Annotated in this window: 13 protein-coding genes; 5 read left to right on the top strand and 8 right to left on the bottom strand. The window is 59.6% G+C overall.

The genetic code is table 11. The features are described 5' to 3' along the window. Positions 1-482 precede the first annotated feature (482 nt). On the top strand, positions 483-1,376 hold the full coding sequence (locus AB5Y83_RS18620; protein WP_368175735.1) for a DNA replication terminus site-binding protein: 894 nt from the start codon (positions 483-485) through the stop codon (positions 1,374-1,376). 155 nt (positions 1,377-1,531) lie between these two features. On the opposite strand, the gene AB5Y83_RS18615 is transcribed toward AB5Y83_RS18620, so the two are convergent. The 3 genes from AB5Y83_RS18615 to AB5Y83_RS18605 all read right to left on the bottom strand — a co-directional run bounded on the left by AB5Y83_RS18615 (position 1,532) and on the right by AB5Y83_RS18605 (position 7,650). Beyond that, positions 1,532-5,407 carry an SNF2-related protein gene (locus AB5Y83_RS18615; RefSeq protein ID WP_368175734.1) on the bottom strand — a complete coding sequence of 1,292 codons (3,876 nt, stop codon included), beginning with the start codon at positions 5,405-5,407 and terminating at the stop codon, positions 1,532-1,534. Between the two features lie 432 nt (positions 5,408-5,839). Next, the gene (locus tag AB5Y83_RS18610; protein WP_139441174.1) at positions 5,840-6,925 is read right to left on the bottom strand and encodes an ATP-binding protein; all 1,086 of its coding nucleotides are present in this window, start codon (positions 6,923-6,925) and stop codon (positions 5,840-5,842) included. Continuing rightward, positions 6,922-7,650, bottom strand: a complete 729-nt coding sequence (locus tag AB5Y83_RS18605) for a response regulator (protein WP_100645512.1) — start codon at positions 7,648-7,650, stop codon at positions 6,922-6,924. The genes AB5Y83_RS18610 and AB5Y83_RS18605 overlap by 4 nt, the downstream gene beginning before the upstream one ends. Positions 7,651-7,807: 157 nt before the next feature. On the opposite strand from AB5Y83_RS18605, the gene AB5Y83_RS18600 reads away from it, so the two are divergent. The 4 genes from AB5Y83_RS18600 to AB5Y83_RS18585 all read left to right on the top strand — a co-directional run bounded on the left by AB5Y83_RS18600 (position 7,808) and on the right by AB5Y83_RS18585 (position 13,601). After that, positions 7,808-8,965, top strand: a complete 1,158-nt coding sequence (locus tag AB5Y83_RS18600) for an efflux RND transporter periplasmic adaptor subunit (protein ID WP_139441176.1) — start codon at positions 7,808-7,810, stop codon at positions 8,963-8,965. 15 nt (positions 8,966-8,980) lie between these two features. Next, a complete protein-coding gene (locus AB5Y83_RS18595) occupies positions 8,981-12,115 on the top strand; it encodes a multidrug efflux RND transporter permease subunit (RefSeq protein WP_368175733.1) in 3,135 nt (1,044 codons plus the stop codon). Positions 12,116-12,391: 276 nt separating this feature from the next. Further along, positions 12,392-13,261 carry an integrase arm-type DNA-binding domain-containing protein gene (locus AB5Y83_RS18590; protein WP_234880021.1) on the top strand — a complete coding sequence of 290 codons (870 nt, stop codon included), beginning with the start codon at positions 12,392-12,394 and terminating at the stop codon, positions 13,259-13,261. Beyond that, positions 13,212-13,601, top strand: a complete 390-nt coding sequence (locus AB5Y83_RS18585) for a hypothetical protein (protein ID WP_234880020.1) — start codon at positions 13,212-13,214, stop codon at positions 13,599-13,601. Before AB5Y83_RS18590 ends, AB5Y83_RS18585 begins: the two co-directional genes overlap by 50 nt. A gap of 41 nt (positions 13,602-13,642) precedes the next feature. Here the strand turns inward: AB5Y83_RS18585 and AB5Y83_RS18580 are convergent, their stop codons facing one another. The 5 genes from AB5Y83_RS18580 to AB5Y83_RS18560 all read right to left on the bottom strand — a co-directional run. Continuing rightward, positions 13,643-15,013 (bottom strand): tetratricopeptide repeat protein, encoded by a 1,371-nt coding sequence (locus AB5Y83_RS18580; RefSeq protein WP_368175732.1) that lies wholly within the window; start codon positions 15,011-15,013, stop codon positions 13,643-13,645. Between the two features lie 299 nt (positions 15,014-15,312). Then, complete coding sequence (locus AB5Y83_RS18575) at positions 15,313-15,696, bottom strand: hypothetical protein (protein WP_021229977.1); 384 nt, start codon at positions 15,694-15,696, stop codon at positions 15,313-15,315. A 96-nt stretch (positions 15,697-15,792) separates the two neighbouring features. Beyond that, positions 15,793-16,071, bottom strand: a complete 279-nt coding sequence (locus AB5Y83_RS18570) for a hypothetical protein (protein WP_139748295.1) — start codon at positions 16,069-16,071, stop codon at positions 15,793-15,795. A gap of 127 nt (positions 16,072-16,198) precedes the next feature. Beyond that, a complete protein-coding gene (locus AB5Y83_RS18565) occupies positions 16,199-16,441 on the bottom strand; it encodes a hypothetical protein (RefSeq protein ID WP_204787765.1) in 243 nt (80 codons plus the stop codon). Between the two features lie 92 nt (positions 16,442-16,533). Next, positions 16,534-17,781 (bottom strand): RHS repeat-associated core domain-containing protein (locus AB5Y83_RS18560; protein WP_368175731.1); only part of this gene is annotated, 1,248 nt, incomplete at its 5' end.

Genomic DNA, 17,781 nt, shown 5'->3' with positions numbered 1-17,781 from the left:
TTTGATGCGCAAAGCTTAGTCAGGGAGCAGGGCCGACTCAATTGACGAATTTTGATACGTTACATTAGGAAAACTAATAGTAAAAAACTGACTGATACAATTTTAATACTTTGATTTATAAAGAATAATTAAGTCACTATTCGACCATCAACGGCCCGCAGCATATTGTGCTGCATGGCACCACCTTACATATGCAATTTACCGCATTGCCTATGCACTCGCCAATGGATGCGCCATTGGTGGCAACCCCGTCATTACATTCGATTGTTAATTTGTCGATCTCTTTACGATCTTAAATTAACATCATGAAACATAAAACAAACTTACTTTTCCTCCCGCGCAGCTCCCTCGATGACGACCCGAAAACGCCCCTCTTGGCGCGCAACCGGCATACTGGTATGGTTATTTATACAGTAGTTTATTCCCCTGCCCTGACGCCATCGTTTATGCCGTCAGCGGCGGATGAAACCACAGGATCATCGATGGATACCTTTACCCCGACCGCCGCCCTGCGTCAACAGATGGCCGCCATTGAAGCCGCTCTCAACCAGCTGGCCGATCTGCTTGGCCAGCTCGACCTGCAGGAGGCCCATGTCTATCCTCTCCCCCCAGTTGCACAGGGGGAAGAACACGACCCGATCGAGCAAATTGAGGTGGGCTATCTCAACGGTGAAGCCGCGCTGGCGGCCACCCTCGCCGCCTATCAGGACCACAGCGTCCGCCCCGGCTGCTCCACCAAGGCGACTCATCGGCTGCCCGGCTGGTTGCGCTTTCCTGCCGCCGCAGCCCCCTTGCTGCAACCGCTGATCGACCAAATCAACCAGCGCAAGCTCGATTTCAAAGCGCTGGTACAGCAGGCGGGGGGACGGGACGAGAAGTTCGAGCTGGTACATACCGCCCTGCCCGGGGTGATCACCCTGCAGGTCTACCGCAAACTGACCCTGTTGGCGGGGGAGCTGCAATCCCTCGGCTTTACCTGGGCTGACAAGCAGACCATCAATCGTCTCAGTCGCGAGCAGGTGCTGGAGATGCTGGAGCGCAGCCGCCGCTATATACCGGCCCTCTCCAACAACGAGGAGTGGAGCAAAATGGTGGATCAGGAGGTGTACGACATTCGCCGTCTGCCCGCCGATGCCGAGCTGCGGATCCGCCGCCCGGTCAAGACTCACCCGATGATCAACCTGCTCTGGCTGGAGCGCACCCCGCGCAAGCAGCAGATCAAGGCGAGCCTGCCTCTGCTGCTCTGCTCGGATACCCCGCCTGCAGTCACCCATCTGGGCAACTATCCCCCCAAGAGCCGGCAGGCGCGGCGAGATCGCAAGATTGGCGGCGAGCCCATCATCGAGCGGCTGCACCTCTATCTCTATCAGGGGTGACTTGATCAGGGATAGCTGGTTCATGGATAACTGCGCCGCCTTGCCGCGATAAACGAGTACCCCATATCTGCGTCCCAAACGAGAAAGGGGAGAACATCTCTGGATGTTCTCCCCTTTTCTGTCTCGATAGGCGGTATGAAAGGTGGCGCCGCCAATCAGCCCATCAGCAGGGCCCGCAGGCTCTCCACATCCAGCCCGCGCACCTCGGACTGGCCGCTCAGCAACCCATCGGCCAGCGCCCGCTTCTCGTCGTGCAGGGCGACAATCTTCTCCTCCACCGTCTGCTCGCACACCAGCCGGTACACGGTCACCGGCTGGGTCTGGCCCATCCGGTGCGCCCGATCGCTCGCCTGATCTTCCACCGCCGGGTTCCACCAGGGATCGAGGTGCAGCACGGTATCGGCCTGGGTGAGGTTGAGGCCGGTCCCCCCTGCCTTGAGGCTGATGAGGAACAGCGGCACTTCCTCATGACGAAAACGCAGGATGGAGTCCTGACGGGACTTGGCGGAGCAGCCCCCATCCAGATAGCAGTAATCCCAGGATTTCTGCTCGATGCGGGCTCGCAGCAGGCTCAGCAGATCGACAAACTGGCTGAACACCAGCACCCGATGACCACCGTCGATCGCCTCTTCCAGCAGGGCCATCGCCTCGTCCAGCTTGCTGCTGGTTTGCGACCACTCGGGCATCACCAGCTCCGGCGAGCAGCAGAGTCGGCGCAGCCGGGTCAGGCCACTCAGCACATGCATCAGGGCGCGACCATCGGCGCTTTGCACCTGCTGCACCACTTCCCGCCGGGTCGCCTCGTAGAGCTGGCGCTCTTCGGGGGAGAGGCTGATGTGGTGAATGATCTCGGTCTTGTCCGGCAGCTCGGTCAACACCTGCTGCTTGAGACGACGCAGGATAAAGGGGCTGATCACCGCCCGCAGCAGCGCCATGTGCTGGGGATCCTTGACCGCCTTGCCAAAGCGGCGCTTGAACTCGCCAAGGCTGCCGAGCAGCCCCGGGTTGATAAAGGTAAAGAGACTCCACAGCTCCCCCAGATGGTTTTCGATGGGGGTGCCGGAGAGGGCGAGGCGAAAATCGCCTTCGAGCTGGAACAGCAGCTTGGCGCGCTGGGTACCGGCGTTTTTGATCTGCTGCGCCTCATCGAGCACCATGCTGGACCAGCGGCGCGCCTTGAGCGCCTCCGCCAGACTGCCGAGCATGCCGTAGTTGATGAGGATCACCTGCCCCGCTTTGGCCTCGCGAATGATCCCCTCCCGCTCGGCCGGATTCTCGAACACCACCACATCCAGTTCGGGGGCGAAACGGGTCACCTCCTCCTGCCAGTTGGTGACCACTGACTTGGGCACCACCACCAGCGCAGGGCCAAGGTGCTGGCGCATGCGCAACACAATCAGCGCCTGCAGCGTCTTGCCCAGACCCATGTCATCGGCCAGACAGGCACCAAAACCGTGATGGGCCAGGGTCGCCATCCAGCGCACCCCCTCTTTCTGATAGTCCCGCAGGGAGGTAAGCAGCTCGCCCGGGCAATCGACCTCCTGCTGCCACTCCTGCTGCAGGGATTGCCACGCCGCATCCCCTTCGGTGGTAATGACCGAGAGCAGGCGAGTGAGCGGATAGGCCAGCTTGTTGTTTATCCGCTGCTCTTCATCGAGCATGGCCCCCAGCATGGTGAGCCGTTCCACCAGCTTGTCGCTCAGCATCAGGCTGGTCTTCTCGTCGAGCTGAACGGTGCGCTGCCCCGGGGTCATCTGGCGCAGAATAAGGCGCAGATCGAGGATCTGGTGCTCATCAAGCGCCAGTGCCCCTTCGACCTGGAACCAGTCCTGCCGCCGCTCGATGCGCAGGCTCAGGGCCGCTTCATCGAGGCTCTTGAGGCGGGCGCTGTCCTGATGCCAGTGAATGACCACACCGGCATCCACCAGCTCGGGCAGGGCATTGACCAGCGCCAGCGCCTGTTCCCCCTGCAGCAGCCACTCGCTGCCGGGCAGGCCGATGGGCAATTGATTGCGCAGCAACTGGGCCTGCACCTTCTCGGCCGCGAGATCCCGCTGCCAATAGTGGTACGCCTTGATCCCCTGCCGCACGATCGCCTCCCCTTTGCCAAGGGGCTGGGGCGGCAGATCCTCAAAGCGGGTCACCAGCTTGACCGACAGCTGACCATCCTGCCAATCCAGTTGCACCGAAGGAATGCCCGGCCAGGGAGCCAGTTCGGCGTTGCCGCTAAGCCCCGCAACCTGACTGTGCCAGGGCAACTCGGGAATGGCGTCCAGGGTGCGTTGCAGCTCGGCCAGCCCCTCGGCGGGCAGCAGCGGGATGGATTCGAGCGCTGGCAAGCGGTCGAGCAGCGGCTGCGGGGTGAGGATCAGCTGCCACAGATCCTGCGCCAGCGGCATGATATGGGCCCCGCGGGCGGCCGCATCGGGGCAGAGCTGCGCGCTCATCCCCTGTTCGGTGGCCACCACCTGCAGCAGGGGGGCGCTGATGGCCAGTTGCAGCTTTTGCCCCTTGGCGTTGAACAAACGGGGGTGATCGGCCAGCGGCGCCCAGACATCCCGCGGCAGTCGTCCCATCACCCGTGGCAGGGTGCGGACCAGTGCCCAGTCGTGCTCATCGAGCATGGCGGCATACTGGGTAGAGAGCAGGGCCGGATCGACCCGGCGACCGGCGGTCCACTCCCCCTTGGTGCTCAGCTTCTGGATCTTGCACTCCAGCTCGGGGCCATCGGCATGGAGCAGCCACACCAACCGCTCCTGCGGCTTGCGTACGCCACTGGCGCGGCCCAGCCCCTGCAACCAGTTGAGCCAGCTGGCAGAGGCCGCGGTTTTGTCCTCGTCCCCGTCATCATCCTGCTCGTCACTGCCCTCTTGCGCACTCTCCTCACTGCCGCGCAGTTGGCACAAGGGTGCCCCTTTGGCCACCTCGCCCAACAAGATGCGCAGCAGATCCTGACAAAAGGCCATCAGGCGATGATGGGGCTCGGCATCGAGCAGATGGGAGAGATCCCACTTGTGCAACATGGCCACCTGCGGGCTCTGGGCACCGTGACGGGCCAGCGCGCATAGATCGAGCCAGAGATAGCCCCAGTGGAGCTCCTCCACCGGCAGCTGCAGGGTATCGAACAGGCCGACCGCCTGACCGTGGCGATCGCCCGCCCACTGGCTGAGCAGGTCGGCAAGCAGGGGGAACTGGCCAGTCAGGCTGCGCTGCCACTTCTTGCGCTGTTCGCTGGCGATGACGGGGTCGGCCTGCTGCAACCAGCCAAGCCAGAGCAGGGCGCTGAATGAACGGGGCCACTGGCCCGCCTCACCCTCATCGGTTGCCTGCCACTGGCCCAGCGCGGTGAGCAGTCGCTCGCCAAGCGGGCCGCTCTGGCTCTGCTGGGCCAGCGCCTGCAGGGCTGGCCAGCCGGGGGCGGCATCCTTGTCCTCGCCGGTTGGCGATGTGCTCTCGCCATCCCCGCAGAGCCAGCGCCACTCCGCCTCGAACGCTTTGGCCCTGGCCTGCACCTCGGGAGCGCAACGCACCAGCGCATTGGCCAGCGGCCAGCGCTCTTCATAGGGGGCATCGAGCAAGAGTTGCAGCGAGAAGTGCTCCAGCAACATTTGCTGCCAGGCGGGGCTGGAGCCCGCCAGCAACTGGTTAGCGTCCGGGGTATCGAGCAGGGTCAGCAGATCGCTGGCCGAGAAATAGGTGGGGATCTCCCCCGCCTTGCCGCGGCAGAGCTCGCGCACCACCGCATGGGTAAGATCCTGCCCGGTCAATGAGGGCACCCGGCTCCAGTCCGGCGCCGGGCAGAGACCGGCACGCACCCCCAGGATCAGCGCCAGCGTCCCCTCGGCGGTCAGGCTCCACTGCTGCTCCCCGCGCAATCTGACCAGCCCCGCATCCTGCAGTCGGGTCAGTTTATCGATCAGGGCATGGCCTATCGCCAGTTGTTCTTGCAGCAAACGGGTACTGGCAACGCGCTGCAATTGCAGGGTGGCGAGCAGGGCATAACTATCCGAAGAGAGGGTGGACGCAGACATCAAGACTCACGGGCAAGTGCAAAAGCGGAATTTTAACGGTAAAGCGCCAGCGGCTCGACCCTTTACCGTGAAATAACTCAAAAAAAAACGGCCATCCATGATGACCGTCGAAAGTAACGAAGGAAATAGCCGGATCATCCGGTTACCTCCCACAGCGGGAAAATCGGGAGCGCTAGCCCCTAATTCGTGGAGCCAATGCTAGAGGTTGGCGCCCGAAAAAGCTTTGAAGCGGATCACAGTTGAAAAGGATTTCTGAAAACGGTTTCAATTTTTGACGGCTAAAAACCATGATTTCGCGCCAAATGAGCCATGTCCCAACCCCTCCAGCTCACCCGGCAAAGCGGTGAAAACCCTTATGACAGTCGCTTGTCGAACGCCCCTGTGCGGGCAGCTGTCAGCTGTATAGCTTCATCAGAACCTGCCGCCCCTAGGCTAGATTTCAGGGCCACCGGACATGGCCGAGATGGGCCAGGAGAGCACGAATCGGCTCCCTCCCCGCCCGGTAGCTTGGCAAACCGCGCTGCCACCGTGCGCCTCGGCAATCGCCTTGACCACTGCGAGTCCGAGCCCGCTACCGCCGCTCTTGCGCGAGCGTGATGGATCTCCGCGACGAAACGCATCGAAGATACAGGCGGCGATCTCCTCGCTGATGCCCGGCCCCTCATCTTCCACACTCAGGACGCACACACTCTCCGAGCGATGCAGCCGCACGGTCAGCAGGCCCGGCAGCGCGTGCTTCTGGGCATTTTCCAACAGCGCCATCAGAGCCTGACGGATACGAAACAGATCGCAGCAAACATGAAGTTCGCTATCGAGCTCCCGCTGCAACACAAATCCGCTCGCCGCCAGAGGGCTGGCAAACGCCTCAAGCACCACGGCAAGCTCGTCGGCCAGCCTGACCTCGGTCCGCTGCAACTCCAGATGGCCGCTGTCGTTGAGGCTCAATACCCGCAAATCCTCGATCAGGTGATTGAGCCCCTCCACCTGACGCAGCAACCCCTCGAAGAGTTCGCTGCTGGGAGGAAATACCCCTTCGGCCAGCCCCTGCAAGCGGCCACGCAAAATGGTGACGGGAGTGCGCAACTCGTGGGCAATTGCGGCATTCCAGAACTCCCGCTCGCGGGTCATGCTCTGCAACCGCTCGGCCATGGCGTTGAAGTCACGCACCAGTTGCGCCGTCTCCCCGATCGCCTGCTCATCCTCCGGCACACGGGCATCGAGTTTGCCCTCGGCCACCTCGCGCAGGCTGGTTGCCACCGAGTTGAGGGGAGTCAGGATGCGGCGAGAGAGGCGCACCGCCACGTACAGCGCCATCCCCAATGCAATGAGAATGGTGGAGCCGATCCAGATCATCTCGACTCTGGAGGGCACCCAGGTCTCGGAGATGCTGCCCGGCACAAACGCCACGGCGATGCCATAAAACACATAGGTGCCGATCACCGCGAGGGAGATGATACCAAGCGTCATCAGCCCCAGGGAGCGGATGATCTGCCTGCGAAGGCCGGGCGCCGATTTCATGCATCGCCCCCGAAGCGATAGCCAACGCCCCAGACACTGGCGGGGACCCCCTGAATGCCGTGTGTCTCCAGTTTTTTGCGCAACTTGCTGATGTGGCTATCCACCGTACGCTCCTGGGTATCCCCCTCCGGCAAGCAGTGAGTCAGCAGTTCGGCGCGGCTGAACACCCGTTTCGGCGCCCGCATCAAAGAGGCGAGCAACTTGAACTCGGTCAGGGTCAGCTCCAGCACCTGCTGCTGGTCATCGTGGAAAATGCTGGCCTCGTGGCTCTCCAGATCGATCTGAAACTGGCCGACCCGCAGCACATTCGCCGTGGCCGGCTTTACGGCCCGGGTGCGCCGGAGCACGGCCTGCACTCGCGCCACCACTTCGGCCGGATTGAAGGGTTTGACCACATAGTCATCCGCCCCCATGCGCAGCCCCATCAGCTTGTCGAGATCCTGATCGAGGGCGGTCAGCATGATCACCGGCGTATCGCCGCGCGCCCGGATCTCGCTGAGCACCTGCCAGCCATCCAGTTGCGGCATCTGCACATCCAGCAGCAGGAGATCGGGTTTGAATGCCTGATGCATGGCCAGCGCTTCACGGCCATCGGCGGCGTGCAGGGAGCGCAAGCCATGACGTTGCAGGTAAGCGGCGAGGATGTCGGCGATCTCGGCTTCATCCTCTGCAATCAGTACCAGTGACTGGCCCGCCGGGCTGGCGGAAGCATTGAGATGGGACATAGTCGGACTCGAAAAAAGGTGGCGTTGAACTTTATCATCGCCTCCATGGATTCTCCACAAAGCCTCGAATCATTCGCAATAGCCCCTCGCCATAATGGCCGCTCGATGCACTCTCCGGTCACATCACACCGGAGAGACGGTTTAACGAGGTGAGTGGATGATGTTTGTCAAACAGCGGTATGCGGGCGCCCTGCTCGCCGTCATTGCCGCATTCGGGTTAGCGGGTTGCGATGTCGCGCCGCAAGAGCAGGAGGCTCCCGCCCCTCCTCAGGTGTCGGTGCTGACATTGACTGGTCGGGAGCTTGTCATCAGCGAGGATCTGCCCGCCCGGGTAGCGGCACTGCGCAGCGCCGACATTCGCGCCCAGATCAGCGGTATCGTGCAGCGCCGCCTGTTCGAACAGGGCGCAGAGATCAGCGCAGGTACCGTGCTGTTCCAGATAAACCCGGCCCCCTTCAAGGCCGATGTCGACAGCGCCGCCGCCGCATTGCAACGGGCCGAGGCCGTGCTGGCCCGCGCCCGCATCCAGATTGACCGCCTGAAGCCGCTGCTGCGCACCGACGCCATCAGCCGCCAGACCTATGACGATGCGATCTCCCAGCGGGATCAGGCGGCCGCCGATGTAGCCCAGGCCAGGGCGACTCTGGCCCGGCACCAACTGAACCTGCAATTTGCCAGCGTGGAAGCCCCCATCGCCGGACGTATCGATCAGGCGCTGGTGAGTGAAGGGGCTCTGGTGTCGCCAACCGATGCCACCCCCATGGCCCGGATCCAGCAGATTGATCAGGTCTACGTCGATGTGCGTCAACCGGCCTCGGTGCTGGAATCCCTGCGCCAGCAGGCTGGCTCAACGGCACCGGAATTGGCGGTGGAGATCCTCGGCAGCAATGGCACGCCGCTGGGGATGCAGGGGCACATCCTCTTCTCCGGCATTGAGGTCGATGCCGGAACCGGCGATGTGCTGCTGCGGGTGCTGGTGGATAACCCTGAGCGGCGCCTGTTGCCCGGCCTCTATGTGCAGGCGCGCATCCCCCGTGCCCGCTATGCCAACGCCCTGACCGTGCCCCAGCAGGCGGTAGTTCGCACCTCGGGTCAGACCAGCGTGTGGGTGGTGGATGGCCAGGGGCAGGCACAGCTGGTTCAGGTCAATACCGCTGAACTGGTGAATAACCAGTACCGCATCGCGTCCGGGCTCAGTGCCGGGCAACAGGTGGTGATCGAAGGGATCGACCGTCTGACCCCGGGGGTTCAGGTCACAGCTTCCCCCTGGCAAGCACCCGCTGTCAGCCAACCGGCTGACGGTGGCATTCGCTGAATCGGAGAGTTATCCATGCCGCAGTTTTTTATCCATCGCCCGGTGTTTGCCTGGGTGATCGCCCTGTTCATCGTGCTGGCAGGGGTCATCGCCATCCCCAAGCTCCCCATCTCCCGCTATCCCTCGGTGGCGCCGGTGTCGGTGACCCTCTATGCCACCTATCCGGGCGCCACACCGCAGACCCTGAACGATGCGGTGGTGAGCCTTATCGAGCGCGAGCTGTCGGGAGTGAAGAACCTGCTCTACTTCGAGTCCTCTGTGGACGCCTCGGGCAGCGCGCAGATCACTGCCACCTTCAAGCCGAGCACCGATCCGGAGCTGGCCCAGATGGACGTGCAAAACCGCATCAAGGCGGTCGAACCTCGCTTGCCACAAGCGGTGCGGCAAACCGGCCTGCAGGTAGAGTCAGCCTCATCCGGCTTTCTGATGATGGTCGGCATGACCTCACCGGATGGCCGCTTCGATGAAGTTGCCCTCAACGACTACATGGCACGCAATATTGTGCAGGAGCTGCGCCGCATCGACGGGGTAGGACGAGTGCAGCTGTTCGGCGCCGAGCAGGCCATGCGCATCTGGGTAGATCCGGCCAAACTCGCCGCCTACGGGCTGACCATCGGCGAGGTGGCACAGGCCATCGAGCAGCAGAACATCCAGATTGCACCGGGACGTCTCGGTGACGAGCCCGCCCTGCCTGGCCAGCGCCTGACGGTTCCCCTCACGGTTCAAGGGCAGCTGACGACCCCCGAGGCATTCGCCGCCATCGTGCTGCGAGCCGGTGGCGATGGCGCCAAGCTGGTGCTGGGTGATGTCGCCCGGGTCGAGCTGGGGGCGCAATCCTACGCCTTCTCCAACCGGGAGAACGGCGTGGCCGCCACCAGCGCCGCCATCCAGCTCTCCCCCGGCGCCAACGCCGTGCGTACCGCCGATGCGGTGCGCACCCGTCTCGCCCAGCTCGCCCCCACCCTGCCAGCGGGCATGGCCTATTCGATACCCTTTGACTCGGCCCCTTTCGTCAAGGTCTCCATCGAAAAGGTGATCCACACCCTGCTGGAAGCCATGGTGCTGGTGTTTCTGGTGATGTTTCTCTTCCTGCAAAACCTGCGCTACACCCTGATCCCGGCCATCGTTGCCCCCATCGCTCTGCTTGGCACCTTCGCGGTGATGCTGCTGGCCGGTTTTTCGATCAACTCCCTCACCATGTTCGGCATGGTGCTGGCCATCGGCATCATAGTCGACGACGCCATCGTGGTGGTGGAGAACGTCGAGCGCCTGATGGCCACCCGAGGGCTCTCGCCCAGGGAGGCGACCTCGCAGGCCATGAAGGAGATCACCGGGGCGGTGATCGGCATCACCCTGGTGCTCACGGCGGTGTTCCTCCCCATGGCGTTTGGCAGCGGCTCAGTGGGGGTCATCTACCAGCAGTTCACCCTGTCGATGGCGGTGTCGATCCTCATTTCGGCCTTCCTCGCCCTGACCCTGACGCCCGCGCTCTGCGCCACCTTGCTGCGCCCGGTCAGTCCGGATCATCATGAGAAACGCGGCTTCTTCGGTGCCTTCAACCGGGCTTTCGAGCGGTTCACGGCAGGCTACGGTGCGCGGGTAACCCGGCTGGTCGGGCGCAGCGGACGGATGATGGCAACCTTTGCCGCCCTCTGCGCCGCGCTGGCCATCGGCGCCGCCCAGCTGCCCTCCTCTTTCCTGCCGGATGAGGATCAGGGCTACTTCATGACCTCCATCCAGCTGCCGACCGGCGCCACCAGCGAGCGTACTCTTGAGGTGGTCAAGGCCTTCGAGGCTCACGTCGCCTCTCGCGAGGCGCTGGACACCAACCTGGTGGTGCAAGGCTTCAGCTTCTCCGGCGCAGGCCCCAATGCCGCCATGGCCTTCACCATGCTGAAAGATTGGGATCAGCGTCATGGCGCCACGGCAGCCGAAGAGGCAGAGCTGGCACAAGCGGCTATGGCAAATATTCCTGAAGGCACGGTAATGAGCCTGCTGCCGCCCGCCATCGACGAGCTGGGCACCGCCTCCGGCTTCACCCTGTTCCTGCAAGACAGGGCCAATCGGGGGGAAGCCGCGCTGCTGGCCGCTCAGGCCCAACTGCTGGAACTGGCCGCCAACAGCCAGGTAGTCAGTGATGTGTATCCCGACAATCTGCCTCCCGGCGAGAGCATTCACCTCGAGATCAACCGACAGAAGGCCGAAGCCATGGGACTCTCGTTCGCCAGCGTAAGCAGTACCCTGTCGGCCGCAATGGGGTCGCTCTACGTCAACGACTTCCCCAACGGCGGGCACATGCAGCAGGTCATTCTGCAGGCCGACGCGTCGGCGCGCATGCAGCTCGATGACGTGCTCGGTCTGCGGGTGCGCAATGCCAGCGGCGGCATGGTCCCCTTGCGGGAGGTGGTGACACCGGAATGGCACGAATCGCCGCAACAGATGATGCGCTTCGATGGCTTCCCTGCCGTGCGTATTGCCGGAGGGGCAGCGCCCGGCATCTCCAGCGGAGCGGCGATGGCGGAGATGGAGCGTCTGGTGGCGCAATTGCCGCCAGGCTTCGCATTGGCCTGGACGGGACAGTCGTTGCAAGAGCGCCAGTCGGCCGAGCAGGCCCCCCTGCTGATGCTATTGTCGGCGCTGGTGGTCTTCCTGGTGCTGGCGGCACTCTACGAGAGCTGGTCGATCCCGCTCTCCGTGATGCTGGTGGTGCCGCTGGGCCTGCTCGGTGCCGTCGCGGCCGTGATGCTGCGCGGCATGCCCAACGACGTCTTCTTCAAGGTGGGCATGATCACCATCATCGGTCTGTCGGCCAAGAACGCCATCCTCATCGTGGAGTTTGCGCGCCAGTTGCACAGCGAAGGGCGCTCACTGCTTGATGCGGCTGTCACTGCTGCCCGCCTGCGCCTGCGCCCCATTCTGATGACGTCGCTGGCCTTCACCCTCGGGGTGGTGCCCTTGATGCTCGCCAGTGGCGCCAGCGCGGAGACCCAGCACGCCATCGGCACCGGCGTGTTTGGCGGCATGATCAGCGGCACCCTGCTGGCCATCTTCTTCGTGCCGGTCTTTTTTGTCTTCATCATCGGGGCGCAGCAGCACCTGCACTCCAGGCAGGCACGGCGAGCATCCAACAGCATTAATCCGGCTCGATGACCACAGATACACAGTCAGCTGGATAATTCCTCAGCACATCACCAAAAGAAAAAGCCCAACCTGCTAAACAGGTTGGGCTTGGCATGTGGCGGAGAGACAGCCCGCCTGAGTCACATCCAACCAAAACCAGCCACATCCTACATATCCAATTACAATCAGCACCTTACAGTTAAAGCCGTCCAAAACAGTCCGACTATAAATGACTCTATCTCGCACTAAATGGCACAATGGATGGCATAGTCAATGGCATGCCACATTCTCAAGGAATCTTCCCTAATGGCACTTCTTACCGATACCAAAGCACGTAATCTCAAGCTGGGTGACAAAGCGATTGCACATGGTGGCGTAACAGGCCTTGCACTTCATCCGTCAACGGCTAAAGGCCGTGGCAACTGGGTGCTTCGTTATGTCAGCCCAGTGACCGGCAAACGCAGAAATGCGGGGCTTGGTTCTTACCCCGAAATATCCATAGCCGATGCCACCAAGCAAGGACAGAAGATGCGAGAGCAACTCGCCAATGGCCTTGACCCACTCGAACTCAAACGTGCTGAAGAGAGCAAACCCGCTATCCCAACTTTCGAGGCTGCTGCTCGGGAAGTTCATTCCAAACTGCTACCTGGATGGAAAAACCCCAAACACGGCAAACAGTGGATCTCGACGCTCGAGCAGTATGCATTCCCCATGATTGGCCAGTACTCCATCTCTGCCATCACTCCTGCACAGATCGCTGAGGTCTTAATGCCGATCTGGTTGGAAATCCCTGAAACTGCTAGCCGTGTGAAACAACGGCTGCATGCGGTAATGGCTTGGGCTTGGGCGCATGGTCACTGCCAAGCAAATCCGGTCGATGTCGTGAGTCACTTGCTCCCGCTACAGCCCAGTAAAGCCGTGCGTAAAGAGCATCAACCTGCCATGCCCTGGCGTGATATTCCTGCCTTTGTTCAGCTGCATTTGAGAACGGCCCAACGTTATGATGTAACACGCTTAATGCTGGAGTTCTTGATCCTGACGGCTTGCCGCTCAGGTGAAGTGAGAGCCATGAAATGGTCAGAGGTAGATCTGGAAGCAAAGATCTGGACCTTGCCAGCAGAACGCCATGAAGGCCAAACATATGCATCGCGTCCCGTTATCTATTCGCGCTGTTGAGATCCTGATGGGATTGCAGGGGTTGCATAATGAATTGGTCTTCCCTTCACCACGCGATCAGGTCCCCCTATCAGATATGGTACTAACAACATTTTTACGACGGGTAAAAGCGCCAAGCTCTACTCCTGGCCGTCTGGCAACAGCACATGGCTTTCGTTCCAGCTTTCGGGACTGGTGCAGCGAGCAGGGCTATGCGCGGGATCTTGCTGAACGAGCGTTAGCTCACACAGTACAAAACAAAGTAGAGGCGGCATACCACCGCACTGATTTGCTCGATCAGCGGCGTCCTATGATGGATGCGTGGGCTGAGTTTGTGGCAGGTTATTTGCCAACTGAATAAGAAGAAAGCGGCCAAATGGCCGCTTTCTTCTATGTTCTTTTTTAGCTTTTTTTCTTGGCGGGCGATGACATCTTGCCAAACCAGTGCTCAGAGAGTTTCTGCGCTTGTTTGACTTCCGGCTTGGTCATAGCTGCTTCCAGCTCATCACGAGCCTGCACGGCTTCTGGCATCCCTTCTGTTGCCGCCATAGATAACCAGGCATAGGCATGTACCCGGTTGCGCGGAGCCCCCAGTCCCTCTTCACGCATGGTTCCCATCCGGTATTGCGCCATACGATCACCTTGTTGGGCTGCCTGGCGATACTGCTTGAGTGCCAGTGCGTAATCCTCTTTGCCACCTTGCCCCAGACGCAGCATTTCACCGTAGGTGTACTGTGCGAGAATGTGCCCTTGTTGAGCTGCCTTGGCATAACTGGCTCTGGCCTGATCCAGTTCACCTTGCTTATGCTGTAGCTTCGCCAGCTCAAACAATGCCTTTGGTACGCCACCGTCAGCAGCCCGAGTTAACCAGTGGATCTGCTGTTCCCGGTCTACCTGCTGCAAGCTCAGTTGGTACTCGGCTTCATGGGAGCCGTGCCCGGCGGCCAGCTCCAGCCAGTAGCGGCCCAAGGCAGGGTCTGTTGGAACTTGTTCCCCTGCCAGATAAGCCATCCCTAGCCAAAGCTCTGCCTCGGCAGAACCCGCATTGGCAGCGCGCTGATAGGTAGCAAAAGCATTGGTGGGGGTGGCCTGTTTGGCTTGCTGTAGCAAAGCGTCCGGTTGCTGCTGAGCCGCCGCCTTGTCGTTCCAACGCTGGGCGAGGTCTGGTCGTTTGACTACCCCTTTACCTTGCGCATATCGCTCACCCAGCAGGTACTGGGCATCACGGTTACCCAGTTCTGCGGACCGCTCAAGCCACTTGATGGCATCCGTATCGGCCCCCGGTTGGGTGCTGTACCAGCGGGCCAGTACCAGCTGAGCGTCAGCATGATCCTGCTTAGCAGCCTGCTCGAACCAATTGAGGCAGTCACTCGCCAGCTTGCCTTGATGTTGCTCCTGGCACATCACCCCCAGCCGATAGCTGGCGTTGGTGTTGCCAAGGCGCGCAGAGCGCTGCCACCACTGGTTGGCAAGCAGCGGATTTTTGGGCTCCCCGAGCCCGGCCTGATACCAGTCCCCCACTTGCCAGGCGGCGCTGGCGCGGATCTTTTTATCGGCTGCTAAAGGGCCAGACTGTTCAGCGGCCTGCTGCATCCAGTGCATGGCATTGGGGTAATCGGGCTGGCTCGCCAGCCGTCTGGCCAGCTCATACTGGGCGCGGCCATCCCCCTGCTTTGCAGCTTGGGATAGCTCGGCATCAGTGCGTGGCGCCGTGGCTGAGCAGGCGGTTAAGATGCTGGCGGTCAGTGCCAGCCATAGGGCTCGATGGGTCATGAGAAAATTCTTCGCAGAGTGAAAAGTGACGGATGGGGCACTCGATATGCTACACGGCTACCTGATAGGCACAAAGCTGAGGAAGGTGCGAATAAGTCATTTAACAAGAAGCAATATCATCATAACCCATTGACATTGAATGACTAAATTCAAAGCCCAGTTGTGAACTGAGCACTTATTCGCACCTTCCCTTACTCTGGCATCTGACGTATGAGTCAAAAAATAAACATCTTCAGAGACGGATATATCAAAAGTGGCGCTTTGTTATGTAAGCGCCTCTTAATTAAGTTACAAATAATCTACATGAATGATACTTCTGCAGGACCGATCTTAATTACATCGGTATTATCAACCTTAACACCAATCCCGTGCTCTGAATCACCATCCCAATTGAAGACAAACCCATACTTTCTTTCTTCATCATGAAATGAATACACTTTTATCAATTTGAAACAAACACTTTCAGAATGGTATTTTCTTTTTATATACTCGGATATTGATTCATTAACTTTCGAGTTCATCTCTCGCTGATTGTCACGAAGATAATAAATATCCATGAGAAACTTATCATTAATCTCATAGGTCTCGAGATTTACAACCTGAATAGGGTCATCTAAAAATGACTCCAATATAATATCACAGCAAATACCTTCGTCACATTCATAAAAATCAATAGCATCCATTGCTATCTCCGATAATATTTCATTGCATTGTTCAAGAATGGCTACAGTTAACTTTTCCGTTAAAAACCGGCGCAATGCCGGTTTAATGGTATAAACCTATAGATACTGGACGCGAGTAATGGCAGTCAACGCTGACACCTCCCGCTCCTTGCCGATGCGCCGACCAAAGGTGTCATAGCGGTATTGATTGGGCCCTATCTGGCTGACCCGGCCCGCGGCGTCATAACGGCACAAGGGCTCGGCCTGCGCCTGCTGGCTGGATAACGGTTGCCCATCGCTGGGCAGAATATGGGAGAGCTCGCAGAGGTTCAGCTCGCTGTCATAGCCAAACAGCCGGGCCTGACGCTCGTGGCCGCGCTTGCTGCGCTCGGCCACCGCCTGACCGTTGCCATTGAGCTTCCAGCCCTATTCACACCAGTGGCTGCAAAAAAACACCGGCAATATGCCGGTGTAAAGTGATAACTGGAGCAATATAAACTAGATAATGTACACATTGCCTCTACTATCTAATATCGAGAAAATCATCATTATCCATGTAATAATTGAGGGCCTCAACGAAAGCTGATACTTGAGGCTCGTTTATCTGTGAAATGACATTGTTTATAACATCAATAAACTGCTCACCATAATAACACAGCTCCAAATCATTTTTTATAACATCACTTGGGAAAACATCCTCTCCTTCTGCCCCCTCTTGTGGATACTCATCAATAAAACAAAGGGAGTTGGATTCGAGGGGCTTCATGGAGTCCTTCGAATATAAACAAAAAAAGGAGCCTTGGTCAAAATCTCTGTTCTTTATGGCAAGAATAAGATCCGACAACTTGATATAAGATTTCATTTTAACTTGCATTTTTTCTCTCCTGTTGCACCGTCCAGCTTTCCTGTTCTCCCTTCTTTACCGCCCCCCCATATATCCCGCCCACCTTTACCAATAGGATGATAAATACCATGATTTGCTGAATGATCGCCTCGATCAACCAAGACGAGCCTATTTACATCTTCATGATGGTGCCATGTCATGCCTGCTGGGCTTGTTGACATGTTACCCGACTTAGACCATTCGGAAAGTTCAGGATATCGGCTAAACATATCTTTTCTATATGCATGGTCAGTTTCTAACCTTGACAAGAGCTCTTTATTAGCCTGTCTAAATTGAACGCTCTCACTTGCGTATCTATTCGCAGGATCTACCTGATGGTCATGGAATATGTGATATTTACCGTTGTTAGGCCTTGTAGCCAACCCCAGCGGATCAACCCACTCTAACGGGTTATGCACATACCCCTGTGGCCTCAGCCCTCCAGCAAAACCTATCGGGTCTGACGAGATATATTGCCCCAACTCAGGATCAAAGTAACGGTGCCGGTTGTAGTGCAGCCCCGTCTCCTGGTCATAAATCTGACCCTGATAGCGCAACTCACAGTAGGTCTCTTCGTTGGCTGCATCCCCAAGGAAGCGCCTGAGCGGTCGAGGGATGGCATCAGCGCGATAGTTGCCCCACAGCCGCTGTTCACCACGCCAGATAATGTCACCGGCTTCGCTGCACAGCTCGCGGGCGGTGCCCGCCACATCCGTCACGATGTAGTGCAGACGCTCGCCCTGCTCACCAGCTTCCCATTGGGCCAGCGGCCTGAAGCTGCCCGGCTCATAGACCCACTGCACCTGACGGGCGGCGTTGCCATCGGCCCGGTAGCTTTGTTGCTGCACCAGCTGGTCACCGTCCCAGCGATAGTGGACGCGGGTTATCGCGGTGAGTTGGCTCACCTGCCCCTCCCGCTCCTTGCCGATACGCCGACCAAAGGGGTCATAGCGGTAACGCCAGCGGCTGCCATCGGGCAAGATGACCCGTTGCAGGCGGTCAAAGCCATCCCACTCAAATTGAGTGGTCTGAGGCCGGAAACCGGGGCGTGATACCACCTTCTCACTGAGCCGTCCGCACTTGTCGTAGCGGTACTGATTGGGGCCTATCTGGCTGACCCTGCCCGCTGCGTCATAACGGCGCAGGGGCTCGGCCTGCGCCTGCTGGCTGGACAGCGGTTGCCCATCGCTGGGCAGAATATGGGAGAGCTCGCAGAGGTTCAG

The sequence above is a fragment of the Aeromonas sp. R5-4 genome (assembly GCF_040908215.1).
GTDB classification, from domain to species: Bacteria; Pseudomonadota; Gammaproteobacteria; order Enterobacterales; family Aeromonadaceae; genus Aeromonas; species Aeromonas veronii.
Note: the sequence above shows the minus strand (reverse complement) of the source record. Positions and strands in the feature narration are given on the sequence as shown.

Coding starts and splice junctions, on each gene's coding strand:
- AB5Y83_RS18600 (WP_139441176.1), top strand. CDS start 7,808: ATGATGTTTGTCAAACAGCGGTATGCGGGCGCCCTGCTCGCCGTCATT.
- AB5Y83_RS18610 (WP_139441174.1), bottom strand. CDS start 6,925: ATGAAATCGGCGCCCGGCCTTCGCAGGCAGATCATCCGCTCCCTGGGG.
- AB5Y83_RS18595 (WP_368175733.1), top strand. CDS start 8,981: ATGCCGCAGTTTTTTATCCATCGCCCGGTGTTTGCCTGGGTGATCGCC.
- AB5Y83_RS18590 (WP_234880021.1), top strand. CDS start 12,392: ATGGCACTTCTTACCGATACCAAAGCACGTAATCTCAAGCTGGGTGAC.
- AB5Y83_RS18620 (WP_368175735.1), top strand. CDS start 483: ATGGATACCTTTACCCCGACCGCCGCCCTGCGTCAACAGATGGCCGCC.
- AB5Y83_RS18565 (WP_204787765.1), bottom strand. CDS start 16,441: ATGAAGCCCCTCGAATCCAACTCCCTTTGTTTTATTGATGAGTATCCA.
- AB5Y83_RS18580 (WP_368175732.1), bottom strand. CDS start 15,013: ATGACCCATCGAGCCCTATGGCTGGCACTGACCGCCAGCATCTTAACC.
- AB5Y83_RS18585 (WP_234880020.1), top strand. CDS start 13,212: ATGAAGGCCAAACATATGCATCGCGTCCCGTTATCTATTCGCGCTGTT.
- AB5Y83_RS18575 (WP_021229977.1), bottom strand. CDS start 15,696: ATGGATGCTATTGATTTTTATGAATGTGACGAAGGTATTTGCTGTGAT.
- AB5Y83_RS18605 (WP_100645512.1), bottom strand. CDS start 7,650: ATGTCCCATCTCAATGCTTCCGCCAGCCCGGCGGGCCAGTCACTGGTA.
- AB5Y83_RS18615 (WP_368175734.1), bottom strand. CDS start 5,407: ATGTCTGCGTCCACCCTCTCTTCGGATAGTTATGCCCTGCTCGCCACC.